The 25884-nt window shown below is 36.7% G+C and carries 25 protein-coding genes; 20 read left to right on the plus strand and 5 right to left on the minus strand.

Translation table 11 applies throughout. The features are described from left to right. Positions 1-14 precede the first annotated feature (14 nt). Genes ACZIX4_RS09955 through ACZIX4_RS09965 form a run of 3 tightly spaced genes read right to left on the minus strand, consistent with a single transcriptional unit; the run spans position 15 to position 3561 of the window. The gene (locus ACZIX4_RS09955; RefSeq protein ID WP_463335481.1) at positions 15-1691 is read right to left on the minus strand and encodes a UvrD-helicase domain-containing protein; all 1677 of its coding nucleotides are present in this window, start codon (positions 1689-1691) and stop codon (positions 15-17) included. 48 nt (positions 1692-1739) lie between these two features. Continuing rightward, a complete protein-coding gene (locus ACZIX4_RS09960) occupies positions 1740-2135 on the minus strand; it encodes a hypothetical protein (RefSeq protein WP_463335482.1) in 396 nt (131 codons plus the stop codon). Then, complete coding sequence (locus tag ACZIX4_RS09965) at positions 2116-3561, minus strand: hypothetical protein (RefSeq protein ID WP_463335483.1); 1446 nt, start codon at positions 3559-3561, stop codon at positions 2116-2118. The genes ACZIX4_RS09960 and ACZIX4_RS09965 overlap by 20 nt, the downstream gene beginning before the upstream one ends. A gap of 568 nt (positions 3562-4129) precedes the next feature. Between ACZIX4_RS09965 and dcm the strand changes: the two genes are divergently transcribed. Further along, a complete protein-coding gene (gene dcm, locus ACZIX4_RS09970) occupies positions 4130-5134 on the plus strand; it encodes a DNA (cytosine-5-)-methyltransferase (RefSeq protein WP_463335630.1) in 1005 nt (334 codons plus the stop codon). A 10-nt stretch (positions 5135-5144) separates the two neighbouring features. Here dcm and ACZIX4_RS09975 read toward each other — a convergent pair whose 3' ends face one another. Both ACZIX4_RS09975 and ACZIX4_RS09980 read right to left on the minus strand, forming a co-directional pair. Further along, entirely contained in the window at positions 5145-5453 is a 309-nt protein-coding gene (locus ACZIX4_RS09975) for a hypothetical protein (RefSeq protein WP_463335484.1), read from the minus strand. A gap of 8 nt (positions 5454-5461) precedes the next feature. After that, positions 5462-5674, minus strand: a complete 213-nt coding sequence (locus ACZIX4_RS09980) for a hypothetical protein (RefSeq protein WP_463335485.1) — start codon at positions 5672-5674, stop codon at positions 5462-5464. A 133-nt stretch (positions 5675-5807) separates the two neighbouring features. Between ACZIX4_RS09980 and ACZIX4_RS09985 the strand changes: the two genes are divergently transcribed. From ACZIX4_RS09985 to ACZIX4_RS10075, 19 genes are all read left to right on the plus strand, one after another. Beyond that, a complete protein-coding gene (locus tag ACZIX4_RS09985) occupies positions 5808-6566 on the plus strand; it encodes a S1/P1 nuclease (RefSeq protein WP_463335486.1) in 759 nt (252 codons plus the stop codon). Between the two features lie 675 nt (positions 6567-7241). After that, entirely contained in the window at positions 7242-8396 is a 1155-nt protein-coding gene (locus tag ACZIX4_RS09990) for a Clp protease ClpP (RefSeq protein WP_463335487.1), read from the plus strand. Between the two features lie 24 nt (positions 8397-8420). Then, positions 8421-9341, plus strand: a complete 921-nt coding sequence (locus ACZIX4_RS09995; protein WP_463335488.1) for a hypothetical protein — start codon at positions 8421-8423, stop codon at positions 9339-9341. A gap of 27 nt (positions 9342-9368) precedes the next feature. Continuing rightward, the gene (locus ACZIX4_RS10000) at positions 9369-9947 is read left to right on the plus strand and encodes a hypothetical protein (protein WP_463335489.1); all 579 of its coding nucleotides are present in this window, start codon (positions 9369-9371) and stop codon (positions 9945-9947) included. A gap of 77 nt (positions 9948-10024) precedes the next feature. Then, on the plus strand, positions 10025-10273 hold the full coding sequence (locus ACZIX4_RS10005; RefSeq protein WP_463335490.1) for a hypothetical protein: 249 nt from the start codon (positions 10025-10027) through the stop codon (positions 10271-10273). Then, positions 10273-11439: a hypothetical protein gene (locus tag ACZIX4_RS10010; protein ID WP_463335491.1), complete on the plus strand. Its 1167-nt coding sequence runs from the start codon at positions 10273-10275 to the stop codon at positions 11437-11439. The genes ACZIX4_RS10005 and ACZIX4_RS10010 overlap by 1 nt, the downstream gene beginning before the upstream one ends. Next, complete coding sequence (locus ACZIX4_RS10015; RefSeq protein WP_463335492.1) at positions 11414-11962, plus strand: DUF6712 family protein; 549 nt, start codon at positions 11414-11416, stop codon at positions 11960-11962. Before ACZIX4_RS10010 ends, ACZIX4_RS10015 begins: the two co-directional genes overlap by 26 nt. Then, complete coding sequence (locus tag ACZIX4_RS10020) at positions 11962-13467, plus strand: hypothetical protein (protein ID WP_463335493.1); 1506 nt, start codon at positions 11962-11964, stop codon at positions 13465-13467. Before ACZIX4_RS10015 ends, ACZIX4_RS10020 begins: the two co-directional genes overlap by 1 nt. Before the next feature lie 28 nt (positions 13468-13495). Then, a complete protein-coding gene (locus tag ACZIX4_RS10025) occupies positions 13496-15700 on the plus strand; it encodes a beta strand repeat-containing protein (RefSeq protein ID WP_463335494.1) in 2205 nt (734 codons plus the stop codon). A gap of 8 nt (positions 15701-15708) precedes the next feature. Beyond that, positions 15709-16125: a hypothetical protein gene (locus tag ACZIX4_RS10030; protein WP_463335495.1), complete on the plus strand. Its 417-nt coding sequence runs from the start codon at positions 15709-15711 to the stop codon at positions 16123-16125. Positions 16126-16128: 3 nt separating this feature from the next. After that, complete coding sequence (locus ACZIX4_RS10035) at positions 16129-16365, plus strand: hypothetical protein (RefSeq protein WP_463335496.1); 237 nt, start codon at positions 16129-16131, stop codon at positions 16363-16365. 231 nt (positions 16366-16596) lie between these two features. Continuing rightward, positions 16597-17172: a hypothetical protein gene (locus tag ACZIX4_RS10040; protein ID WP_463335497.1), complete on the plus strand. Its 576-nt coding sequence runs from the start codon at positions 16597-16599 to the stop codon at positions 17170-17172. Beyond that, on the plus strand, positions 17169-18335 hold the full coding sequence (locus tag ACZIX4_RS10045) for a PBSX family phage terminase large subunit (RefSeq protein ID WP_463335498.1): 1167 nt from the start codon (positions 17169-17171) through the stop codon (positions 18333-18335). The genes ACZIX4_RS10040 and ACZIX4_RS10045 overlap by 4 nt, the downstream gene beginning before the upstream one ends. Further along, the gene (locus tag ACZIX4_RS10050; protein WP_463335499.1) at positions 18323-18913 is read left to right on the plus strand and encodes a hypothetical protein; all 591 of its coding nucleotides are present in this window, start codon (positions 18323-18325) and stop codon (positions 18911-18913) included. Before ACZIX4_RS10045 ends, ACZIX4_RS10050 begins: the two co-directional genes overlap by 13 nt. Beyond that, positions 18913-19314, plus strand: a complete 402-nt coding sequence (locus ACZIX4_RS10055; RefSeq protein ID WP_463335500.1) for a hypothetical protein — start codon at positions 18913-18915, stop codon at positions 19312-19314. The genes ACZIX4_RS10050 and ACZIX4_RS10055 overlap by 1 nt, the downstream gene beginning before the upstream one ends. Next, positions 19304-19771, plus strand: a complete 468-nt coding sequence (locus ACZIX4_RS10060; RefSeq protein ID WP_463335501.1) for a hypothetical protein — start codon at positions 19304-19306, stop codon at positions 19769-19771. The genes ACZIX4_RS10055 and ACZIX4_RS10060 overlap by 11 nt, the downstream gene beginning before the upstream one ends. Then, on the plus strand, positions 19768-20886 hold the full coding sequence (locus tag ACZIX4_RS10065) for a hypothetical protein (RefSeq protein ID WP_463335502.1): 1119 nt from the start codon (positions 19768-19770) through the stop codon (positions 20884-20886). The genes ACZIX4_RS10060 and ACZIX4_RS10065 overlap by 4 nt, the downstream gene beginning before the upstream one ends. After that, complete coding sequence (locus tag ACZIX4_RS10070; RefSeq protein ID WP_463335503.1) at positions 20886-22433, plus strand: hypothetical protein; 1548 nt, start codon at positions 20886-20888, stop codon at positions 22431-22433. The genes ACZIX4_RS10065 and ACZIX4_RS10070 overlap by 1 nt, the downstream gene beginning before the upstream one ends. A gap of 22 nt (positions 22434-22455) precedes the next feature. Beyond that, positions 22456-25839: a phage tail tape measure protein gene (locus ACZIX4_RS10075; protein ID WP_463335504.1), complete on the plus strand. Its 3384-nt coding sequence runs from the start codon at positions 22456-22458 to the stop codon at positions 25837-25839. Positions 25840-25884 lie beyond the last annotated feature (45 nt).

The raw sequence follows: 25884 nt of genomic DNA on the forward strand, positions 1-25884 counted from the left end.
CCTTATAAACTTTATCAAATAGGCAAATTATCAATTGTGTCATCCAAATCACATTCATCCTCTAATATTAATTGTTCAGATTTAATCTTGTTGTCAGGTGGACTATCGGTTTGATAAAGGGTTACTTCGGCTCGCGTGATGGCAACATATTTAAGACATTTCTCCTGATATAATTGCCAATCTAACATATTTTCCTTTTTAATAGGTAGTTGGTCATAGCCAATTATAAAAACATTTTTCCTTTCTAATCCCTTAGCCCTATGAATTGACGATAGCATAACGGAATCTACGTCATCGCTGTCCATTAGGCCTTCGATATATGAAAATAAATCTTCTAATGTTTTAAAATTATCATTATTAAAAAAACATGTTTCAATAATATTTATACTATCGCTTAAATTTTCAAGTTTTTCATAGTTAGCGGGATTACTACTTAACTTACTTTCAGCGTTTCTATACATTTGGTCTAAATGGATAGGTAAATCTTCATAATATTTTTCGTTTGTAAATGCCCAATTTGGGATAATATTCTTCAAAGATTTTAATATCTCGTTTTTCCCGATTATTTTAAATTTTATATCCTTTTTTAAAAGTTCAAAAACTACCTCGAATAAATTACTGTTATGTCTTGATAAGATAAAATCTTGTTTCTGAATGTATTTTGTAATTTCATTGAACTTTATCTTTTTAATTTCAGAAGCGAATGTATTGCTAGTAGTTATATCTTCTCTAATTTCTTTAGCTAATTCTACAATTTTGCTTGAACATCTGAAGCAGTTAGTTAACTTAAACATCACAGGTTCAAATACCGTCTGAATGTTAGTAAATGATTCTGGGGATGCACCTGCAAATCCATAGATAGATTGATAAGGGTCTCCAACAGCAAAAAATCTCCCTCCCTGTTTTAAATGTTTCCTAATGATTTTTAATTGAGCGTTGGACAAATCTTGGCATTCATCAACAAAGACAATATCAAATTGATTTTTTGCTCGTAATTTAAACTCACATGGTAAGAAAATCATATCAGCAAAGTCATAGATACCTAAATTTTTTGCTTTGTTGTTCCCTTCTTCAATAGCGTATTCAACCAAGTTTTTATATAAAGATAACACTATTGAATCCTCAGGGTCAATATCGATGGAATACTTTTCAACAAGCTTTTTAAATGAATCCTCTCCCTTACTAAAGCTTAAGGTATATCTTAGTAAATCTATTAATCTATAATAATTTGAAAAAAAAGTTTTGTAAAATACATCAATCTCATCAGGTTTTTTTTCTGAATAGTATTTACGTTTTAGGGCTTCAAAATAGTCTATAAAATTATTATCATTTATATAAGCACCTTGGTTATCCTTTTTTAAATTTTCATTCAAAATATTATAATATTTTGAACTGTCGGGATTACGATTACTTATTGCAGGAATGTAATCTTTTAAAATATTTAAACCTAATGCGTATGTTGTCCTAACTATTACATTAGTTTTCTCCTTGGTTTTTTGATGAATTTCTTCTTGGATTTTTTTATTGAAAGCACAAAATAATATTCTATTAGTGCTATGTATATAATCAAGCCCTTTTATTATAGTGCTTGTTTTTCCAGAGCCAGCAACAGCATCAATCATTCCATTACCTTTGCCGTTTTGAAAAAACTCAAAAATTTGTTCCTGTTCTTGTGTTGGCTTAAATGACATATTAAAAGTTGGTTAGTAGAATTTTTTTTGACAATTTACTAATTAAAATTAAGTTGTGAAAGATTTAACCTGTTGAACAAATTGCTCAAATAATCCTTCCAAATCCTTCATCTCAACTCCAGCAGCTGGTTCAAAACTCATAATCAATTCCAAATACACCTTCTTACCACTTGGCTGTTCAGGAGCGTCAATTTTAAGCAGATAATTAATGCTATTTAAGCCATTATCTACCAAGAACTGATACAACTCCTGCCTCATCCTTTTTTGTTGTTTAGAAACGGCCCTTAGGCTGTAATTTTCCTTATCAACTGTAATGTGAACACCCCCGAAAAAGGTTATTGATTTCGGGGCATGGTCATATCTTTCTATTGTCATCTTTCGGCCTTGAAATTGCCATGTATGGACTTTGGTGGTTTTCTTTCTCTTACGCGCTTCTTTTATCATTTAGGTATTTTGTTTCAATTATCATGTTATCATCCTCATCATCATCATCTTCCGTTAGGAAAAAGAGGTCATCCAAATCATCTTCATTATCATCTGGGGCCATTTCATATAGGCTCTCATAATGTAAGCTTGGAACAAGTTCAAATAGTTCCAAGAACTTTTCTTCAAATATCTCCTTCACCCTCGGAGCTTCTTTCTCGCTTACTATAAAGCTATCATGCACAGTAAGCGGTGTTATTCCTGCTACTTTGCAAGCTGGCATAACCACATCAAGTATGGCATGGCTTTCCATTGTTTGCATAGCTACAGCAAGCGTATTATATTGAACTTGGTTAGTTACATCAATGTACTCCATTATGCTCGGGAAAACGCTTCTAAATACGTCTTTGTAATATGGGAAACTGCTAACCTTAGAGTAAAATATTTTAAACAGAATCTTCTTGATGGCAAGCCTATCTTTCACCTTGCAAGTGGCCTTTTCATACACTTCAGAAAAGTATTCATATATCTGGCCCGTTACCACCAGCTTCCCATATCTTTCAACTTCTGCTTTGTCAATGCCTGGCTCATTCCTCAACTTGGTATAGAGAAAATATGGCTGGCTGTTTTTTATATCAAGATTGATGAGCGTTTCCTCACTAATGATAAACTTTCTCAGATAACTTGGTAATGATGTAAGATTTGTGTCCAACCTGCCATTTGTCTCATTTCTTTTAAAATATAAAAAGCCATCCGCAATTGAGTATATATGCTGTTGGTGTACCATCAGTCTATGAAGAATATTATGTAATTCCTTACCACCTTCTAACGTTAGAATGATGTTGCGATGTTTCACATACTCTCCTGTACACTCTATGAGGTCATTTATTTGCTCTTTAGTGAGCTTGTATTTGATGTTTAGGAGCAGGGTGGTTATATCACCAATAGCCTTATCTTTAGCTGCTTGCAGGGCTTCTGGACCGTTTATTTTAAAGGTTTTATAATACTTGCTTTTTTCATACTCAAGCATCGCTACTCTTACCTTTTTGGTCTTGTTACGATGCTCCTGAATCTTCTTGCAAATCTTATCATCACTTATCTCAACGGCTGTTTTGCTACCTAGGTATTCTTTGGATATTTTATATCCTTTTGCTTGCGCTCCTATACCATATACATAATAGTCATTCCTTTTGATGAAGTCATTATCAATAAGGAATTGCAGCCCAGCCAATACTCTATCTTTGGAAGGGATAATGTTTTCAAATGATTTCCTGTTTATTTGGCAATAGCCATACTCCATCTGGAGTTTGTTTCGGAAATAGACCTGCTTTCTGTAGATTAGGTCAATAATACAGTACAAATCATCTTTTCTTTTGTACTCAGTGTTTTGTAGAACTTCCTTTAAAGGTTTTGGAAGATACCTCTTTTCAATCTTTTTGGGTCTCACTCATTCTCTCTTTACCCTTTTATTCTAATATTAGAATAATTATTTTACTCTCTTTTGTTTACTCAGTGAGAGAACCTAGGGCTGATGGCCGTCAGTAATTCCCTAGGAAACTGAGGATATTTCTATCTTATACTAATAAATATCAGAAAATATGTGAAAGTTCAAATTATTTTTACTGATATAGGCAAATATACATAATTTTTAACATTTTTAGAAGTGTTTTGCTCATTAATTTATGGTAATTCTATAATTTTTTTTTACCTGCGAAAATAACTATCTTTCAAAACACCAGTAAAATAAGGGTATTCCAAGGATTATTATTAAAATACGACACATAAGGCAACCGCAGGTTCTGATTTTAGAAAGCTTCGCTTGCCTTATGTGTCTTAAAATAAGATAAAATCTCTGAAAACCCTAGTAAAATAAGGCATTCCCAGAGATAGTTATTTTCGCACCCCAAATTCTAATGTTAGAAACCCACCAGACTTTACTTTGCCCAGGCTTGCCAGTATAATTATTCAGAGACCTCTTAAAGAGGCATAACAAGAAGAATAATTATCTCCTAACTATCAACGTACTTTCTTTATTTGATGGCATTAGCTGCGGTCAAATAGCTCTAAACAAAGCTAGAATATTATATTCTAGCTATTATGCATGTGAAATTGATAAGCATGCTATAAAGGTTACCCAAACCAATTATCCTAATACAATCCAGCTTGGTGATGTTACCAAACTCGATGTAACCCAACTACCAAAAATAGACCTTATCATAGGTGGTTCACCATGTCAAGGATTTAGTTTTGCAGGAAAGCAACTCAACTTTGAGGATGAGAGGTCAAAGCTTTTCTTTGAATTTGTTAGAATCCTTAACCAAGTAAGAGAAACGAACCCAGATGTCCTTTTCATGCTTGAGAATGTAGTGATGAAAAAGGAATATCAGGATGTTATTACCCAATACTTAGGAGTTGAGCCTATTCTAATCAATAGTGCTTTGGTGTCGGCCCAAAATAGGAAAAGGCTATACTGGACAAACATTCCAAATGTTACCCAACCAGAAGACAAAGGAATCCTTGTGAGAGATATTCTGTTGTCAGACGGTTTAGGCGTCCATATCTGTGGAAGAAAAATCAATCCTGAAACTGGTTTAAGGGAAGACAAGAACAAGGATTTGTCATATACCCAAATGACTTATGTAAAGGAGGATGGCAAAACAGGTTGCTTAACAACTGTGAGCAAAGACCAAATGATTTTTGACTTTGAGAAGGCCCGATTATCAGATGATGCCATTGCGTATATGGATAGCTTGAGAAATGGAAAAGCCAGATGGGAGCATCATAAGTACCCTCTTGATGGCAAAGCAAGTTGTTTGACGGCAAGTCATGCTAAAGGAGTGCCATATACGGCAATTAAAGACCTTCTGAGACATCTTCATCCAATTGAAGCGGAAAGGCTACAGACGGTACCAGATAACTACACATCCTGCATCAGCAAAACCCAAAGATTAAAGGCTCTTGGTAATGGTTGGACAGTTGACGTGATAGCAAACATATTTTCTAAAATTAAATCAACTTAAATCAGCAGTTTTAGACAGCAGTACCAATCCAAACACCTGAAATTAACGCAAGAATACTAAATGCCCATTGTCTAGTTGTATCATCATATTTTTCTTTAGGAGCCATAATTATTTTTAAAGCGGCCCAGCAAAATATTAAAGAAAATAAAAGCTTTACGCTCAAAAACTTGGAATTAGTATTAGTTTCAGGCCCCATAAAGAAACTAATATTATCGCTTGATGAAAATCCAATATAGCCACTAGAACTTGACATTTCGTATATAATTAAAGCGACAATTAACAACAGCGTAACAATACTGATTAATTTTAAATGTTTCATAGTATATCTTAATCTTCATGTCCGCACAGTGTCCTACCCTTTCGCTTAGCCTCTTCAAGGGTAACTTTTTCAATTTTAGTTGAGCAGTTATTCAATCCCTTGCAATCTTCGACTAGATGATATTTTTTACTGTATTTGCCATTACAGATGTACACATATTCTGTTGGAGTTGATGCTGCCAATAAGAAGCTGGCAACAACTGATAGTAAAAATGTTTTCATGGTTAACTTGTTTAAAGTTAATATGAAATTAACATATAGTACAGTAATAGGAAATACCTACAAATAGGTATTTTGTAAGAATTAAATAGTTGTAATTTTATGTTGATTGTCAAACGCTTAACACCTTACAGTTATGAAAAATGTACTACTATCGTCTTTATTGGTTTTCGTCTTTTGGGGAAATGAGGGTCACAGGACAGTTGGGGCTATTGCTCAAAAACATCTCAATGCAAATGCTTCTACTGCCATTTTAAACTTATTGCATAGTGAGACTATGGCAGACGCAAGCACATGGGCAGATGAACATAAAAGCCCTCAAACAGCACCCTGGCATTATATCAATTTGCCTTTAGGTTTAACTCACTCGCAATTCGTTCAACAAGTAAAAAGCAGCCAGAACAATATCTATGAGTCAATTGTGAATTTTGAAAAAACCTTAAAAAATCCCAATGCTGAACCAGTGGCCAAATTGAAAGCCTTACGTTATCTTATTCACTTAGTCGGTGATGCTCATCAACCTATGCACGTAAGTCGTAAAGCAGATAGAGGCGGTGGAACAATTACACTGTATTTTGGCGGTAAAAAGACAAACCTACATTCACTTTGGGATAATGATTTAATCGAACATGAGAGTTTGACAGAATCTCAAAGAATATCTGACTATGATAAAGCCACACTTGAAGAAATAAAAAAATGGCAAAGTGCTGAACCTGTTGAGTGGCTTTGGGAATCTTATAAAATAAGTACTAAGTTGTATGCAGAGACACCTGAAGGGAGTACGGTAGACGAAGCGTACTATAAGAAGTACATACCGATAGTTCGGAAAAGAATCAATATGGCAGGAATACGTTTGGCAGGATTGCTAAATAACGTCTATAAAGCACCTCAGTAAAATCCTGTAACAACAATAATCAAAATAAACATTACTTTTACGCCTGTGAATTCACCAAGAATTCATTTGGTTGGTTGATTTGAAATGCTCTCATTTATTTGGGGGCATTTCTATTTTGAGTATAGTTACTTTAAATTTTCGTATATATAAGTGCTAAATTATATTACAACGTTATTGTTAACAACTCAGTGCAAAACATCATTCCCAAAATACACTTTGTTAATTAATTTGTTTATAAGATATTTAGGTTCGTTAATACCTGTCGAACGATGTCGTATCTTTATATCAGAGTTTTTTAATCAGGGTTTAATTATTTAATTCTTTTTTATATGAAGAAGGATAAAAAAGAAGAAAAGCCCTCCTGGTGGAAGGCTTTTTTTGAAAAATGCTCTCATGTAGTGAAATTTGGACTCTTCCTACTTGAATTGCTTCATTTAATCCATTTAGGATTTTTTTAGAAAAGGGCCTCGCAGTATTGCGAGGCTCTATCTTTATATAAAATTAGTATTAAATAAGGTAAAAAAAACAACATTTTATAAATATAATGAACAGGTTATTAACAGCAGATTGAATTTATATAATTGAGCCAGTTAAAAATTATACAAGAACTACCAATTAGTAACATTTTTAAATAAACTATTTACTTTCAGACCTTTTGGCCGTATAGTTATTTATATGATTGGAACAATATATATAAATGGCGTAATTGGTCATGACACAACATTATTAGATGTAATCAGACAGGTTAAAGCAGCAAAAAACTCAACTGAATTTCTTGTAAAGATAGATTCGGTTGGTGGTTATGTTGATGCTGGAAAAGCCATTTATGATTATTTAAAAGGGCTCCATAAGCCAGTTTCCACCTACACTACCAAAGCGTTTTCAATAGCCTCAGTAATCTTTATGGCTGGGGATAATAGAATCATTCCTCAAGGTTGCTCTGATGTCTTAATGATTCACTTACCTTGGGCAGAGGTTAAAGGCACCTCAGATACACTTGCAGCCCATGCGGAGTATCTCAAAAAAGTCGAGAATGACCTTGTCGGCTTTTACTCTAAAGCTCTTCAAATCGATGAAAACGCAATCCAAGCATTACTTACTAATGAAACGTATTTGGATGCAACACAGGCCCTAGAAATGGGCTTTGCTACAGAAACACAGCCACAGATGAAAGCAGTGGCAATGATAAATAACAAGAAAGAAGAAGATGACAGTTTGATGAACAAACTAACAAAAAAACTATCCCAAATCTTCAATAAGCTTAACGGTATCAAAGCCGAATTGGTTCTTCAGGATGCTACTGGTACTGAGGTTGTTTTTCCAGACTTAGAGCCTACAGATGTTGCCGAAGTTGGAGTGAAAGCAACGGTTGATGGCAAACCAGCTGATGGAAGCTTTATAATGCCTGATGGTTCGACAATAGTTGTAGCAGGTGGTGTTGTGAACGAGATTTTACCAGCTGAAGTTGAAGAGGAAGCCCATGCTAATGAAGAAGCTTCACAAGCTGCTGAGGATGATACCCAATCGGAAGACCAACCAGTAGAAGATGACAAGCTTACAGCATTAGAACAAAGAGTTGCAGAACTTGAAAAGAAAATAGCTGAATTACTTGGTGATACCCCAGCTGAAAATTCTGAGGTTGAAAGCAAGATGCTTGAAGTTGTTGCGGTGGCAGCCGAGAAAGTTGCTGAACTGCAAACCAAGTACGAGGCACTTGCAAAATCGGTTGGCAGTGATTACCAACCTTCTACAAAGAAAGAAAATAAACCTACAGTTAAGGCTAGTGAAGAAACCCTAAATAGGGCTTGGGCCATCCTTAACGCAAAATAACAAGAAGTCTAACCTTTAACAATAATGGCTTATGATGTAAGTGCTTTAAGCACCTATGTAAATGAACAAAGTTTTCCAATTTTAAGGAAATCAATTTTTGGTAGTAAAACTATCGAGCTTTTTGAAAAGCAAACAGGAATCAAGCACAGTGAAGCATTAAACTACATGGATGTTGATGCAACCTTCCAAAGCAATGCAGCTGGGCAAACAATACAATCAATTGGAAATACTAAGTTCACTCAAAGATACATTACTGTATCTCCAATTGCTATACGTCAAGATTACGACCCAAGAGAACTTAATACCAAGTATTTACAATCTCAAGTTAAAGCGGGAAGCGAAGATAACGAAATCCCATTTGAGGGTCAAGTAATTGATGCTTTGACTGATAAAGTAGCAAATCAAAATGAAACTGGTGTATGGCAGGGTGATACCTCCTTGACTGGTGCCACTAACGTGAATAAAAATAAGTATGATGGTTTCATCAAGAAACTTGATGCTGAAGCAGAAGTTATTAGAGTAACAGGTACAACACTTACAAGTGCTAACGTCGTTGCCCAGATGGACAAGATTTATGAGGCTATTCCAACCGAACTTCTTGATTCAACTAGTCTTGGTATATATGTGGGTAGAGACCTTTACAGAACTTATACTCAAGCATTGAAAAATGCTAACCTTTTCCATTATTCTGTTGATGGGGGTGAGACTTTCACATTGCCAGGAACAACTGTCAAGGTTTATGCATTGCCAGGTCTAAATGGTACTGGTAGAGTGTATGCTGGCGAGACCACAAACTTTGTTACTGGTCATGACCTTTTAGGTGAGGATGATAAGGCAGAAGCAGGTTATATTTTTGAGACTGAACAAGTGAAAGTAAAAATCGCTTTCAAGATTGGTGTTCAAGTGAAATTCCCTTCTCAAATCGTTACTTATAAAGCTAACTAATAACACAAACAGATACAATTATATATAATGGAATGTATTTCAAAATTAACCGCCAATATTGCTTACAACTGTTCACAAGCTGAGAAGGCGAAGGCAGGTCTTGAGACAAAGGCAGTAATTATTAACCGTGCTGATTTAGACCTTACAGCGGTTACAACCTCTGGAGCCAATGTTACAAACATTTCTTTGGCATCAGGTGCAACAGGTTACTCAATCGGTTGGATAAAGCAGCTTGGTAGCTCTACCAGCTCATTTACAGCTAATGATTCTGGTGTTGATACGTTTGCTCATGGCTTTGCTTGTAGAGTATTTGGCCAGGGTAGCGAAGATGCTGAAAGGATAAAAGAACTAAGTAGTGGTGAGTTTGTGGTGATTGTAGAGACAAAGTGGAAAGGTTATCAAAATGCTGAAGCCTTCCATGTTTTTGGTATCGAAAATGGTTTAAGAATGAGTGAGGGTAGCTATTCTACACTTGAAAATGATGGCTCATTTGTATTCACCCTTAGCTCAGTTGAGGGATATGGTGAAACCTATCCTTACCAAGTGTGGAAAGAAGGTAACTATACTACGCTTAAAGCGAAATTTGACAATTTTATGGTTGACTAATAATATAGAATAAAAGAAAGGAGATAAAGAAGGTGGTGGTTGTAAAAAGCCATCACCTTTTTTTCTAACATTAGAATATGGGATGTACAAAATGTAAAAAGAAACCAGCCTTATCGGCGGCTACCGACTTTGAAATTATAGAGGTTGAAGCTGTTATAGAGGCTGTTTCACAATATAGATTAAGAGATAACATTTCTTATGACCAGATAGGGCTTAATAACCCTAGTGATGAACAAATTGAAGCATTTTTAAGGGTTAATTTAAATAGGAAAAGCCTATTTAAGCAACTGCCAGATAACATTAAGATTGGAATGAGCAAGGGATAATGAACAAGAAGTCGGGAATAAAAATAAAGCTTATCGATGTAGACAGTAGGCTTTCAATTAAATATGACAAGACCGAGGGTATTTATAAGTGGGGTGATGATAATGCTTATCCTCAGCTTATAAAAAGTCTTATTGGTAGCTCAGTTACCGCCAAAAATTGTGTTGATACCAATGCAAAATACATATATGGAAAAGGTTTTGCCTTTGCTGGCAGAGATACTATAGTAAATAAGAGAGGTCTATCATTAAATAAGCTATTTAGACAGGCCAGCAGGGAGTTTTCTGAGCAAAACAATCTGTTCTTTCACGTTAATTATAATGCTCTTTACCAAGTAACCAGTGTTGAGTTAATCAGTTGTTCAGATGCAAGGATTGGAAAGTCAGATAGCACGGGGTATAGCGGTAAAATAGTAAGTTATGATAACTGGGATAAAGCCAAAGGCAAGAAAGTAGAGAAAAAAGACTTTGAATTATTCGATGTTTTCAACCCTAACCCAGCCGTCATTGAAGCCCAAGTTGAAGCAGTTGGTGGGTGGAATAAATACAAGGGCCAGGTACTTCATGTGACAGCCGATTTAAACGACATCTATTCTTTAAGCGATGGTAATAGCGTATTGCGTGATATGAACGCCGAGTTTAAAGCATCTGTTTTCAAGGATGCAGCACTATCACGAGGGAATTTCGGTACAAAAATCTTTATCACCAAACCTTTCGATGATGATTTTGAAAGACGTGATTTTGAAAAAACAATCCAAGATTTATTAGGTGTTGAAAATACAAACGGTGTTTTAACATTAGAAGCCAACAATGTAAGTGATGACCTTGAAGAGCAATTTATTATTAAAAATCTCGAAAGTGATTTTGATGATAAGAAAGTAGAGTATACTGAAACCAGTTCAAAAAGTAAAATCATGTCAGCTTTTGGGGTTCATCCAATCCTTATTGGTGATGCCGATTCAACTTCGCTGTTTGGAAACTCAGGAGAACTATTAAAACAGGCCAGAATGACCCATTGGGAACAAAAAGAAGAAGAAAGGGCTATCATTATTGAAGCATTCCAAACCATTTTTAGCCGTTGGGAGGAACCAATTAATCCAGACAACGACTGGACAATAACACCGATTATAGCATTAGAAAACAATGTACCAAAATTTAATTACAATTGAGGATATACAAACCCTAAAAGATATTGGTAAAAAGAATGAAGCAACGAGTGCTAAGTTGGCTGACAAAGTTAATCCTGTCATTACCCAAGCACATGATGACCTTAGAGAATATTTAGGCGTGAATTTTTATTTTGATGTTTTGGCCAATCAGGATAATCCTGACTATCAGGATTTGCTATCTGGTTCAACCTTTACAATAGCTGGTCAGTCACCTGTAATCACTTATTACCAAACAGGGCTAAAAGCCATGTTAATTGACCTTTTTATGGCAAGGTATCTACCCCAAATAAATATGAATATTACACCATTTGGATCCACTACTAAGGAATCACAAGACAGTGAACCAGCTACTGATGCAAAGCTCAAAGACAGGGCAAAAGAACAAACACAAATGGCTGGTTCAAAATGGGAACTTATTAAGATGTATTTGACCGAAAAATACACCCAGTTCCCAGCTTATAACACCTGTACAAGCACAATAGCAACAGGTGAAAGAAAAATGAGGCTTAGGCGCATAGCATAATGCAAATATTTGATACAAACGATTCAACAACCTTTTTCCATAATGGCAGAAAATACGTAAAGAATTTCATTTCAATACCTATTGGTAATGAGGCGATTGCCGTATATAATGCTTATGATACTAGATTAAGATTAATTGAGCCATCTCACTTCACAGAGGTACAGGTTGACGGTGTTGTTCACGATAGCCAGATTGCCCTAATGGATGCATTATCACCAACCATTTTTGCAAAGGGTATGCCAGCAGGAATGAGCGCCCAGGATAACGTACCGAGATATTACACAAGCGGTTTACTTGAAGGTACTGGCGATATTACAACAGCCGAAGTAGCTGAATGGTTGAACACCCGCCCCTACTCTATTCCAGTTGGTGAAACTACAACTCCAACTCTCTTTGAATTTAGAAGGAACGAAAATGGCGGTACCAAAAAATACATTTTCCTTTTACTGAGGGGTAAAGGCTATCATGGTGCTGCCCAAGGAAATAACCCCAATGCTGTCTATTCAACATCCTTCAAGCTAATCAGTATACAAACCGTTACCGCTGCTGATGTTGAAGATGATGAGAACAGTAATATCAATTATTTGGGTGAAATTGAAGATGGCGATTTTGTAAGTGTAGCAAATGAAAGTGAATGGTCCTTCACAGGTACAACACAACAATATTACTTCTCATATACAACAAATGATGTGCTGTATTTTGCTTTGTTTGTTGGTGTTCCAAATGTATATAACGGTGATTTTGAACAAAGTGATTTCGTAATAACGACCAATAGTGAGGTACAGCCAACTACAAATCATAATGACCTTCAGGGTCTAAATGAAGGCGATTATCAGCATTTAACTGAAAGCCAACTGGAACGTGTTTTAGCTATTATTTATCAAAATAGTAGTGCAACGTTAGCAGTATTACCTGCTACAGGTGAACGTGGTTTATCGACAAATGTAAATGTAATATTTGATGTTCAAAGCGGTGATGACCTATTCCTCACATCATCCATCAGTCAAGGAGTTGGTAACATTCTAGCTTACGTTAACCAAGGCCAGCAATCATTGTCTGGTGGTAGCAGAACAGCTAATACAACATATACACTACAGAACACATTCAACCGAAATGATGAGTTTATGGTTGAAGCCATTGCTACCACCTACACCACCTATCTGCCGCAATGGTCTGGCATATCAATCGATGCCGTCCTCAATACCAGTGGTTATACGGCGGTATCGACAGCATTGCAAAAGGTAGTACAAAGTGATGACACTATATCAAGGTCATTGGCCCCATCTGGGCAATATGTTTGGTTCGTTAGTACGAATACAAATGCAAGTATTACGAATAACGGGTTTTCTACAGTGATAGGCAGCTGGGGTGATGCTACAGCATTTTTCTGGAAGCAAACGGTCACATTTACCTTAGCAAATGGTACTTCAACTGCGAGCTTAACCTTTTATAGGACAAGACAAACATTGAGTTTAGATGCTGCTCAGAATTTCACAATCACATAATAACAAGAAAGTTAATGTAAAAGACTGAATGAAAATATATAATGGTGGTATTGGTACCGCCACAGGGCTTAATATTTCCAACAACACTCCATCTGATGACCGTTTTGTCGTTGATACTTACAGCGGCTTAACCGCTCTAACATATAAGTATGACGGCCTTACCACTAAGGTACAAGATGAAAATAAATTTTATAGTTATGACCTAACCACTGATACATGGTCAGAATTTGGTGGTGGTGGAGATACATCAGGTTTAGTACCTTACGTTGGGGCAAATCAAAGTGTTCAATTAGGTTTAAATTCAATAAATGGACACCTTTTTGACGACCCATCATCTATTACATGGAAATTATCTAATGATGAGGATGGAGGAAGATTGCAATTAGGTTACGCTAACTTTATCAATTCAATACATACTCATAGCTACATTTATAGAACTATTGGTAGTGATACATATTCGTTAGCTTATCCTAACGTCAATGGCACATTTGTTACGTCGGTTAATGGTTTCGGAGCCGATTCAGAGGGGAATATAGAATTATCATTGGGCGGTAGCCAAGACCTTCAGAGCGTATTGGATTATGGCAGCACTGCTAACATCTCTACTGATTTATCAATAGTAAGAGGTGGTATTGGACAATTGTCAATGGGCGATACATCATTCTATTTTGGTGGGATGAATGGTGCATTAACACTATCAGATGATGGTACAACACTAGATTCGTCTGGAAAACCATTAACAATAAATGGTGGTGGCGGTGGTCAGATAAATATGAACCCTTCAAATGGTGTCACGATTGCTGGCAATTCTGGTGGGATTACGTTAAATGGGAGTTCACAAGGAGTACAAATTCAAGGTGCTGGTGGTGCTATTTCTCTTGTAAGTGGTTCTCAGCCAATCATTCTTGATTCATCTACGCAGCCTCAAATTATTGTTAGTGGTGACGTATCAGTTTTTTCTGGTATCACTTACAGTGATGATTTTTCCTCACTATATACTGACCGTTCATTAATTGACAAGGGCTATTTACATAGTAGGATTAGTGGTTTTACATCAGGAAGTACCTCTACCCCTACTCTTGAACAGGTGACTACTCAAGGTAATAGCTCATCACAAGGAATCGTAACTACAAATGGAGCAAATGCTACGGGTATATCTCCTGATGGTACTTCTTATTATAAAAATAATGGTTATCTACTCACCCTACAGCCAACAATTATTACCGCCGATAAGACATATAGAATTGACGGTGGCAAAGCCAGTGGTGACACGTTTGCAATGTTAAGTGATTTGCCATCAATTGGCTCGGAAAAAGTAAGCAAATCAGGTGATACTATGACAGGTACACTTACAACACAAAATTTGATTGCTGATGTAAATACACGAGATATAGGAACTACTTCATTAAGATATAACAACTTATATAATGCTAGAACAAGCACTACAGTTGTAACTAGAACACCTGCAATTACTGACCAAGGTTCGGGTCTAATCTTTCAAAATTTAGCTAATACGCAAACTTGGGCTAAGTTTAATACCACAGGTAATTTCAACGTAGGTACTGGAACAACAGACACTGGTTATAAATTAAATATTGAAGGTGCAGGTAGGTTTACTGGGCAACTAGATGTATCATCTACAGCAACAAATGGTATACAAGTTTATAATACTGCTGACCAAACGACCAACACCGAATCTGGATATATTAGATGGGTAAATAACTCATTAAATATTGGTAATGCTGCCACTGGAACTGGAGCTGCAAGGAGCATAAATATTGTTAGAAATGGTACTATTGCAATGCAAATAAATGGTATCACTCAGTCTACAGGAGCTGTTAATATTGGTAACTACGCCACTGGTGGTGCAGGAGCATTAGTAGGTATAACACCAACTAGTACAGTTGCATCAGGTACCTTTACAGCACTATCTATATTACCAAACATAGCACAAAGTGGAACGGCTGGATATAGAACACTCTGGTTATCCGCTTATGAGAGTACAACTGGTGGAACTGGTACCAAACACCTTATCGATGCTGGTACTAATACAGCTGCTAGTGGTGCATCTTATACTTCTAAATATATCTTAGACACTGCTGGTAAAACTACTCAGTTATCAGATATGGAAATTACAGATAATACTAAAGGAGTAATTTTAAAATCTCCTGATGGTACAAGATATAGAATAACAGTCAATAATGGTGGTTCTCTTACCACTACAGCTTTATAACAATAGAAATGATTAAAAAAATTATCACTACCAATGAGCATATTATTACGATTGGTAGAGATACAGAACAAGGTAAAATACTAATGGTGCTAAATAATTTTACCATTACCAAAAATGGAGTGTATACGATAAACACCACATCTTACCTGATAAATGAGGATGCCGAAAATACATTCCCAGACAACTATCCTTACCAAATTGAAGGGTATGATTTTTATAAAATAAAGTTGATTGATAATAAGACTACAACATATTCAAGTGAACAAGTTCAAAGCCTTTTTATTGGGATAGATAAAGAAATACTTCTAACAGGTGATTTTACTTCACAACTTGCTGATGTATTAAGTGATGCTTTATTATTAGTGGTAGCAACTGAAAATACCTTCAATGTAGGAGGCATAGATAACTGGGAATTTATAAACTAAAAAATGGCAGAAGTAACAACATGGCTATTACAGCAATCACCTGTTATCGTGGTAATGGGGATTGTGATTTGGTGGTTAGCAAAAAGACTTGAGAAGGCTCAGGAAGATAAAGATACCCTGTCAAAGGATGTGGTAAAGTTAACCACTATATGGGAAGAGAAGTATGAAAAGGAGGCTAATAAAGAAGAACAAATAATTCAGTTGCTTACTGAAATTAAAGTAATCGTTTCAACCAAATGAATCTATTAAAAACCCTGTTCCAAAAGAGGGATAACTCAAGTTACTTGGAGGCTATCAAGAGACTTTCCAACGTTAGAAAAAAGTTGGAGAGCAGGAAGTTCAAAGAGATTTACATTACCGAAATACACTATTAATAAATGATGCCCGGCCACGGGCATCATTTATTTTATATACACCCTTTACTTTACTCACATCTGACCGTATTATTTCCTTAGACATGAAATAATTATAATGGAAAATGAAAAGCCAAAAAGACAAAATAAACCAGGTGCAGGGAGGCCGTTTAAGATGAAGATTTGGGTTGATGCTTTAAAGAAAGTGATTGATGAAAGAAAGATTGCTTTTCTCAATAATGAAGAACTGGTTTTTTTAGTAAACAAAGAAATACCCGATAAAGAAAGCCACATTACCTATAGGACTTTCAAGAATTGGATTGCAGGTAAGACCGACCCAAAAGATATTGAAACCGCTGAGGAATTTGTAGACCTATATAGGGCTGCGCTGATAGAGCAAAAGCTCAATATTATTGATGATTTATTGGTTGGGGGTGACAAGAACTGGTATCGCTTTGGCTGGTTATTGGAAAGGAAATTCTCTGATGAATTTAACCTCAAAAAAATTACTGAGGTACAACACACCAGCAACCAACCAATTATTAATATACAAGCTGCCAATCCCCATCAAATGCAGCTAATTGATAGTATTATCAACGGTGATAATGTAATTGATATAGATTTCAAGGAAGTGGAGCCGATAAAGCTTCAAACTAAGAATGATAACAAGAAGGAAGATGAATATGATTTTTGACACCCACCAGCTGCTTCAACAAGATTGCAGAACTTACGAAGCCAATCAGGATAATACAAGGAGGTACATCAGCAGGAAAGACCTATAGTATACTTCTTTACCTTATATATTATGCTTTAAAGCGAGAGCTAACGATTAGTATTGTAGCTGAAAGTGTACCAGTACTCAAACGTGGGGCATACAAAGATTTTATTAAAATCCTGAAATCCCTGAATTTATATGATGAGGCCAACCACAATCTAACAGACAGAAAATACCGACTGGGTAACAGCGAGTTTGAATTTTTTGGTGCTGATAATCCAGATGGTTTAAGAGGTGGTAGGCGTGATATTCTTTTCATCAATGAGTGTAATAACGTATCATTTGAAGCTTATGGAGAATTAAGTATACGTACCAAGCTATTCACATTTTTAGATTTCAACCCGACCGCGCCATTTTGGGCAACTACTGAGCTTATTGAGGATGAGAAGGCTGAGCATCTTATTGTTACCTATAAGGATAACGAGTATCTGGAACAGAAGATTATTGATGAAATCGAAAGCTGGCAGATAAAAGGTGAAACGAATGAGTACTATGCCAACCGTTGGAGGGTAATGGGTTTAGGTTTGATGGGCAAACAGGAAGGGGCTATCATTACCGATTGGGCTGAGATAGTTGAATTACCAGTAGATGCGGAACTTATTGCTAGTGGTCTTGACTGGGGTTATAGTAATGACCCTACAACCTTCATATCTCTATACCGATACAACCGTGAACTGATTGTTGATGAAAAGCTTTATCAGAAAGGGTTATTGAATAGCCAAATTGCTGAGAAAATAAGAGCTACAGATGCTAAGCATACGATTATTTATGCTGATAGTGCCGAACCCAAAAGTATTGCCGAGCTAAGGAATTATGGTTTTCCTATTGCACCAGTTGTGAAGGGAAAAGATTCAATAAATTATGGGCTTTCTTTAATACAAGAGCAACCAATAAGGGTAACGGCAACAAGCACCAACCTTATTAAGGAACTTTTGAATTACACGTGGGCCAAGGATAAAAATGGAACACCGTTGAATGTTCCCATTGATGCTTTTAATCACGGGATAGATGCCTTGAGATATATCTTCCTGATGAAGTTCGGGAATAAAAGCACAACATTTAGTTTAAAATGGAGACGATAACAGACTATAAACTTATTGATTTTCTAACGTTAAAAAATGAGATTATCGATGAATATCTACCAATACTTGAGCTATTATCACCAGTTACAGAAGTGATTGACCCCATCAGTGAAACCTTCGGAAAGATTAAAATACCAAATGTAAGAAGTCTGAAATATGGTAAGGTGGTAACACTTAAGCATCTACTTAACGAAGGTACAACGGAGGCTATTACTGAAGCGGTTAGCATCATCACAAGGTTACCAAAAGAATCGGTTTACCACTTTACAATCATCCCATTTTACAGTATATATAATGGTATACTGGCCCAGCTCATTGAGATTAAAAACATGGAAATAAATGAGTTGGTTAGTGAGGATGAAGATATTGTAATGATAGAAGCCCAGGCGAATGAAAGGATGGCAAAATTCGGTGTGATAAACACGATAGACTCACTAGCAGGAGGTGATATAACCAAGTGGGCAGAAATAGAGGAGTTACCCTATATGGTAGTATTTACCAAGCTTAGGATGGAAAAAACTAGGGGTGATATAATGAGGGATGTGAACGCAATCCGACAGAGGAAAAATAAAAATTAATGTACGATTTTTTTAAAAATATAGCTGAGGAAAATGATTGGAGCTTTGAGTATGCAAGGCAAGATTACCTTAACCTGTACGATGATGTTGAGGCAGGAAAAATATATCTGTTTGTTGACCCCGTAACAACTGACAGTAAATTTAGTGACCTAGGTAATGAAACATTAACCTATTCTGGTAAGCTATTCCTTGTAATGTCATCAGATGTCGATGAAGAGTATAGCGACAAATATTCACAATACATAAAGCCTCTTTTTGAAGATGCTCGTAATCTTTTAATAGGTGCTTTTGCTTGTTCTCAGTATGATGTAAACAGCTTTAAGACAACCGAAGTCATTAACCTTTTTGACCAAAACCTTGACGGACTCCTAATAAATTATTCCGCTACTTATGTTGACTAAAGAAGAAAATGCCAACATACTCAAAGAGGAAATGGAAAACATTAAAAACGATATTCTTCAACTATATAATGCTAGCGGCAAAAAGACTTCGGGAGAGTTTGAAAGAGGTCTACAGGTTGAATACAATGACCTTACAGCAGTGCTTAAAGGCTATACATATCTTGGCGGTAGGCGAAATGGTAGACAACCACCAATGAAACCCATTTTGGATTGGGTTATTGCTAAAGGTCTTGCTAAAGTTGAAGAGAAAGCCAAAGCCAGCTCAATAGCTTTCCTCATTGCTAGAAAGATAGCTGAGAAAGGAACAGACAAACAGAGACACCTACAAGTGTACAGCAAAGTGATTACACCCGAACGCATTCAATCAATCCTAGACAGGGTGTCACAACTTAATGCAAATGCCTTTATTCAGGAGGTAGTTACAACAATAACAAAGAGCTTTAATGAGCATCAATGATAACATTTTTAAAAGACTTATTACCAGTTAATCCAGCATATAATGACAGCATAATTCAATTTTCAAGTGACGTTATTACTGGTGCGACAAAAGCAGTCATAACAATAGAAGAAGATAGTTTTGCTACAGTTCCGTTGAACGGTGTTTTTACATTTAACCTGAAGGAAATCATCAAGGCAAAAATCAATACCAATAGGTTTGATGATGCTATTATCCCTGACCTTTCAACAGGTCAGTACATATATAGTGATGAAAATATTGGCAGAACCTTTGATGTAAACATTGAAATTCAAAATAGCCTGACGGGTGAGAGCATCACCAAAACGTATTATTTCCAGAGAAGCGTTGAGCAGTTACCGAATTATCACCGTTTAACCCAACTACCAAATGGTATAAGGGTGTTGTTACCATCAGAAAATTATATTGATTATGCGGTAAAGCATTTCGAGGGTTATCCCTTTGATTTCACCGTAAACGGACATAACACATGGAACGGTATTCATTTCAGGAATATCACAACCAATCAAGAAACTGACCAATATACAGCCCTTGATACCAATGCTTTGAGGGTGTTTGTTAGTGATGGTGCCAATAACAGTACCGATACCGATATTTTGCTAAATGCCAGTACCCTTAATAAGGTTGAGATGTATGTGAATAATGTATTCAAAGCTAATATTAATATCACAAAAATAGAGAGCCAATGCGGCGTATACTTAAGGTGGCTAAACAGTAAAGGGAGTTATTCATATTGGCTATTTGATAGTGTTTACAAGGATAACCTAACACCGAGAACAATTGATGATTTTGCAGGGTATTACGACAACCTGCAAAACCTTACTAATACAACACATTTGATTGGTAAGACGGCTAATAGGACATACCAAATAAATACAAAGTATGATACAACTGATGCCGCTTATTTAAGTGATTTATACATTTCACCATCAGTTTGGATGTATGCCCATCAAGTACCTTTTCAACAGTTGCAAGACCGTTTTGATTGGATAGGTATTAGATTGTCCGATACTGCTTTTTCAGTTGATAAAAAAACAAGTAAACAAAAGTTGAATTTAACAATAACAATGCCCGATGTACAAACGATTACCCAGTAATGCAGATATTTTTAAATGACCAAGAGCTTGATTTATCAGATGGTGAGAAGGTGGCCCTAACATTCCAAACTAATGAACTTGGTGATATTAGTAAAGCCAACACCAGTTACACCAATAGTTTTAAAATACCTCTTACTGCAAAGAATAGAAAGATTTTTGAATATTTAGGGGTACAGGGAAGCACTACAAGATTACCCTATCAACAGGTAAAGGTTGATATATATGAGAATTCTTTACCAATAGTAATTGGAGGATATTGTGTTATTAAAGAAGATACGAATAAGGATGTATCAATCTACATTTACGGTGCTGAAAAAACATTTTTTGAGACAATCAAGACCCTCAGTTTACAGGAGGTATACCCATCAACTGAAATAGTTTGGCAGGCTAGTACGCTGATTAATTATGTAAACTCAACTGAGAATTTTGTTTTCCCAGCCAGCCAGTATAACGCATATACTACCTCAAGTGGTTACCTATGGTCACTTCAACCATTTATCAATACACCAATAGTATACACAACACCTCATTTTTATGTGAAGTACATATTTGAGAGAATCTTTGAATATCTTGGTTATGAATTAGATTACCCAATCTCTGATGATGAAGTGTTTAAAAGGCTTCTAATATCTGCAAAAAAAGGAGTCAGTCATTTTCCAGTAACACCTTACCTACCCTTTGACATTAAACAATGTCTTTTTGATGATATATACAGTGATGTTTTCATAAGAGAAATAATGGTAAGGTGGGGATTGGTAATCCGAGTTGATGAATTCAACAAGAAGGTGGTTTTCGTACGCATGGATGACCTCTTATCAAATAGCGAGGTAGTTGATTGGAGCGACAAATATGATAGTCTAAGCAATAGAAAATATACAATTGGTGGCTATGCCCAGAAAAATAACTTCACAGTTGCCGATGATGTTGCCGATGAACACTGGCCTGATATATTCCAAGCAAATTATTTAAAAGGAAGTTTCACAATTGATAACGAACAATTACAAGCTGAAACAACGGTTTTTGATAGTTCACTTCCCAAACCAAAATATTGGGGTGAGAGTTCGACTGATGGTAATCAAACTATAAAGGGAAGGCTATTCACTGATAACTATTTTTTTGGTTATTATTTTTTTGATTTGGCTGAGAACGAAATGGACGATAGTTCCATCATCACAACAAAAGAACTGCCCTTCCAATTTTTGTATTTGCGAGAATATTCTTCCGACCCTATATCATATATTTTTTCCGACCCGTCTGGTTTTTCATCCAATATCACAGCTCCAATGAGAGTAGCCACCTATGACTATCTAGGCTGGCAATATTACCTTAATAATCATTACTTCTACCTCAAACAGTTGTTTGATAACATGGAGCTTATAAAGGTTAAGATGAAGCTTTCGGTTTTGGATATATACAACCTTGACCTATTTAAGAGGGTCTATCTGGAACAGTACGGTAGTTATTTCTTTATTAATAAGATAAGCAACTGGCAAAAGGAAAAGCTGGTTGAAGTTGAGCTAATTAAAATACCGCCCCTTGAGGCATAACATCAAAATAATATGACTATGAGTGGCACAACAAGTAGAGATATTAAGTCTCAATATAGATACTCAGGCATTACTTACCAAGCTAAGTGAAACCAAAAAGAGCATAGAACAATTACAGGCAGCACAAAAAGAGCTGCAAAAAGCTGGAGAAGGTAGCAGTACCGAGTTTATCCAACAGGCGGCAACCCTTAAAAATCTACAGCAATCTTACAATAAACAGTTACAGCTTGTACAGCAATTGGAGAATGCCGATAAGGCTGCTGCCAATGCTGTTGAAGCAACGAATACAGCATTAAATAAAGAGGTTAAAACCATTGACCAAGCCGTTCAAAATAATAAAGAGCTTAGGACAATAAGAAACCAAGTTAATGCTGAGACGGCAGAGGGTAGAGCTGCCATTGATGCTATCAACAAAAAGATAGATGCAAACACCGACTTTATAAAGGACAATACTTCTGCCCTTGAGAAGCAGAAGATGAATGTGGGTAACTATACCAACAGCATCAAAGATGCCCTGGCCCAGATAAATCCTTTTAACGGTGGTATAAGTGGCTTCAATGAGCGTGCTAAAGAAGCTGGTGGGGCTGGTAACCTTCTAAAGAATTCCTTCAGCCAATTATCATCTGGAATTGGTGGTGCTACCAAATCAGCTTTAACTTTTATTGCTACTCCAATAGGTGCTGTAATTGCTGGTATAACGGCAGCCTTTGCAGCTGGTAAAGCCATTTTTGATTACAATCAGGGGTTACAAGAGGCCAACAAGGAACTGCGTGCGCTTGGTGTAAACGCTGCTGACCTTTCTAACGTTAGAAGCGAAATTACAGCCACAGCCGAGACCTTCGATAAAGACTTCAAAGACATAGCTTCCAAGGCAAATGCCCTAGCAAAAGCGTACGGGATAAGTATGTCAGAGGCAAATAATATTATTGCTCAGGGCTTGGCTTCAGGTGGTGCGCAAAATGAGGAATTTCTTGATTCAATTGGGGAGTATTCAGTACAGTTTGCTAATGCGGGTTACTCAGCCGAACAGTTCATGGCAATAATTAACACGGGCTATGACCTTGGTGTTTATTCGGATAAATTGCCAGACGCCATTAAAGAGGTAAACCTTTCATTAACAGAGCAAACCAAAGCATCACGTGATGCTTTGGTTAATGCCTTTGGTGCTTCATTTACAGATGACATCCTAAAGAAAGTAAGAACGGGGGAAGCGACAACAGCAGAGGCTTTGGATGCTATAGCCAAAAAAAGTAGTGAGGTGTCACTTACTCAACAACAACAGGCCCAGTTGACGGCTGATGTGTTTAGAGGGGCTGGTGAGGATGCTGGTGGTGCAATGAAAATCCTTGAGGCTGTTAACCAAGCAGCCAATAAACAGCTGGATGAAACCGCCAATAAACAGCTTGAGTTGGTTGATGCAACCGAACGTTTGAATAAGGTTCAAGCCGAACTATTCGAGGTAAAAAATTTCGGTGATATATGGACATCAATTAAGATAGTGGCTGTTGATGCCCTTGCCGAAATGATGGAGTATGTCGCTGACCTTAAAAAAGATTTTCAGCCGTTGATTGACTTTGTCGGGGTATTGCTGGTAAATGCTTGGGAGAACCTGAAGACATCCGTTAAGCTTGCCTTTGAGGTAATTGCAACAAACTTTAGAATCGTTGGTAACACAATTTCAACATTTATCAACTTCTTTAAAAAGATTGTACAGGGTGACTTTTCAGGTGCTATTGATGCGTTAAAAAATGGTTTTACCAACCTTGCCACTATCGTTGGCAATGCCTTTGGGCGAATAAAAAATACCATTATTGATGCGGTACAGGGAATCCTAGAAAGAATAACACCAGTATTAAAGTTCCTTAGGATTGATGTTGATGCCCTAAACAAATCATTAGACAATATGAAGTCTAAAAATGTGGAGGTAAAATCTAAGGTGTCAACTACTACAACTCAAAAAAATGTTGTTGCCGATAATGACCCTAATGCAGCAGCCGCTAATGCTGCTGCACAAAAGAAAGCCGTTGCTGATGCCAAGGCTGCTAGCGATGCCAAGATTAAACAAATCGATGCTGAAATTAAAAAGCAAAAGGAAGCAATTGATTTATTCATCGCACAGCAGGGCTATAAGAAGAAGAGTTTACAGGATGAGTTGGACTTCCAAAAGCAGATTACTGACAAAAAAATGGCCCTGTTAGAATATGAAAAATCCAAAGGCAAAAAAACAGAAGCACAATACCAAACAGAAAAACTAAATCTTCAAAATACCTACGCAAAGAAACAGGCCGAGGCTGCCGTGGAATTGGCTGCCGATGAAATTGAACTGAGGAAAAAAGCACTTGAACAACAAAAACAAGATGATGCTTTTTATTCGGAGGATAAGCTTTTAAAGTCTTTCGACCTAAACAACCAATTGGCACTGGCTCAGCGTGATTACCAGCTAGCACGTAAAGAAGCTGGCATTATCAATGAAAAGGAATATAACGATGCTATCAATCTCATTAACGAGGACAATAGGATAAAGAATGAGGAAGCTCAAAAGCTAAGGGATGAGGCCAAGAAGGAACAAAAGGCCATTGACCTTGAGAATCAAAGATTAATTGATGCTGAAAAGTTTGCAAACGATTTTGAACGTCAACTATCGGAAGAAGATATAAGATACCAAGCAGAGTTAAAGGCTGCGGAAAAGACAGGTGCTGATACCACCAAGATTGAGCAAAAGCACAACATAAATAAGAAGAAAATTGATGATGCTTACCTGAACGCAAAGCTATCCGCTTACGGTGATATGTTTGGGAATCTATCTAAACTTTTGGGTGAAGATACCGCAGCGGGGAAGGCCGCGGCAATTGCCCAAGCTACGATTAATACTTTCCAAGGTGTTACTGCAACACTAGCAGCACCTTCAGTGTTGCCAGAACCATTTGGTTCAGCAGCAAAATTGGTATCAGCTGGTACCATCCTTGCAAGCGGTATGGCTCAAGTTAAAAAAATATCTGGCATAAATGCATCATTTGCCGATGGTGGTCAAGTTCCTATACTTGGAGCTGGTGTAATTAATAACGGAAGCAATATTTTACCGCTTGCCAATGGTGATGATACGCTTGCCTATGTTAGACAAGGAGAAGTAATTCTAAACCAAGATCAACAAAGACGTGCAGGTGGTCCAAGGTTCTTTCGTTCCATCGGCGTGCCTGGCTTTGCCGAAGGTGGCCTCATAGGTGGTGGTTATTCTAATATGGGTAGTATGAACGGGGTTAAGATTGATTATGATATTCTTGCCTCAAAGATTGGTCAAGAGGTAGTTAAGGGTAATGCAGCACTACCCTCCCCTATTGTTCGGGTTTCTGAAATTACAGATGCCCAAAGCAACACAACAAGGATAGTTGAAGGAGCTTCACTATAATTATAAATAATATTTTTTTCTCTGAGAACCCTAGCATTTGCTGGG

The organism is Flavobacterium niveum (assembly GCF_055231775.1).

Coding starts and splice junctions, on each gene's coding strand:
- ACZIX4_RS09955 (WP_463335481.1), bottom strand. CDS start 1,691: ATGTCATTTAAGCCAACACAAGAACAGGAACAAATTTTTGAGTTTTTT.
- ACZIX4_RS09960 (WP_463335482.1), bottom strand. CDS start 2,135: ATGATAAAAGAAGCGCGTAAGAGAAAGAAAACCACCAAAGTCCATACA.
- ACZIX4_RS09975 (WP_463335484.1), bottom strand. CDS start 5,453: ATGAAACATTTAAAATTAATCAGTATTGTTACGCTGTTGTTAATTGTC.
- ACZIX4_RS09980 (WP_463335485.1), bottom strand. CDS start 5,674: ATGAAAACATTTTTACTATCAGTTGTTGCCAGCTTCTTATTGGCAGCA.
- ACZIX4_RS09985 (WP_463335486.1), top strand. CDS start 5,808: ATGAAAAATGTACTACTATCGTCTTTATTGGTTTTCGTCTTTTGGGGA.
- ACZIX4_RS09990 (WP_463335487.1), top strand. CDS start 7,242: ATGATTGGAACAATATATATAAATGGCGTAATTGGTCATGACACAACA.
- ACZIX4_RS09995 (WP_463335488.1), top strand. CDS start 8,421: ATGGCTTATGATGTAAGTGCTTTAAGCACCTATGTAAATGAACAAAGT.
- ACZIX4_RS10000 (WP_463335489.1), top strand. CDS start 9,369: ATGGAATGTATTTCAAAATTAACCGCCAATATTGCTTACAACTGTTCA.
- ACZIX4_RS10005 (WP_463335490.1), top strand. CDS start 10,025: ATGGGATGTACAAAATGTAAAAAGAAACCAGCCTTATCGGCGGCTACC.
- ACZIX4_RS10010 (WP_463335491.1), top strand. CDS start 10,273: ATGAACAAGAAGTCGGGAATAAAAATAAAGCTTATCGATGTAGACAGT.
- ACZIX4_RS10015 (WP_463335492.1), top strand. CDS start 11,414: ATGTACCAAAATTTAATTACAATTGAGGATATACAAACCCTAAAAGAT.
- ACZIX4_RS10020 (WP_463335493.1), top strand. CDS start 11,962: ATGCAAATATTTGATACAAACGATTCAACAACCTTTTTCCATAATGGC.
- ACZIX4_RS10025 (WP_463335494.1), top strand. CDS start 13,496: ATGAAAATATATAATGGTGGTATTGGTACCGCCACAGGGCTTAATATT.
- ACZIX4_RS10030 (WP_463335495.1), top strand. CDS start 15,709: ATGATTAAAAAAATTATCACTACCAATGAGCATATTATTACGATTGGT.
- ACZIX4_RS10035 (WP_463335496.1), top strand. CDS start 16,129: ATGGCAGAAGTAACAACATGGCTATTACAGCAATCACCTGTTATCGTG.
- ACZIX4_RS10040 (WP_463335497.1), top strand. CDS start 16,597: ATGGAAAATGAAAAGCCAAAAAGACAAAATAAACCAGGTGCAGGGAGG.
- ACZIX4_RS10050 (WP_463335499.1), top strand. CDS start 18,323: ATGGAGACGATAACAGACTATAAACTTATTGATTTTCTAACGTTAAAA.
- ACZIX4_RS10055 (WP_463335500.1), top strand. CDS start 18,913: ATGTACGATTTTTTTAAAAATATAGCTGAGGAAAATGATTGGAGCTTT.
- ACZIX4_RS10060 (WP_463335501.1), top strand. CDS start 19,304: ATGTTGACTAAAGAAGAAAATGCCAACATACTCAAAGAGGAAATGGAA.
- ACZIX4_RS10065 (WP_463335502.1), top strand. CDS start 19,768: ATGATAACATTTTTAAAAGACTTATTACCAGTTAATCCAGCATATAAT.
- ACZIX4_RS10070 (WP_463335503.1), top strand. CDS start 20,886: ATGCAGATATTTTTAAATGACCAAGAGCTTGATTTATCAGATGGTGAG.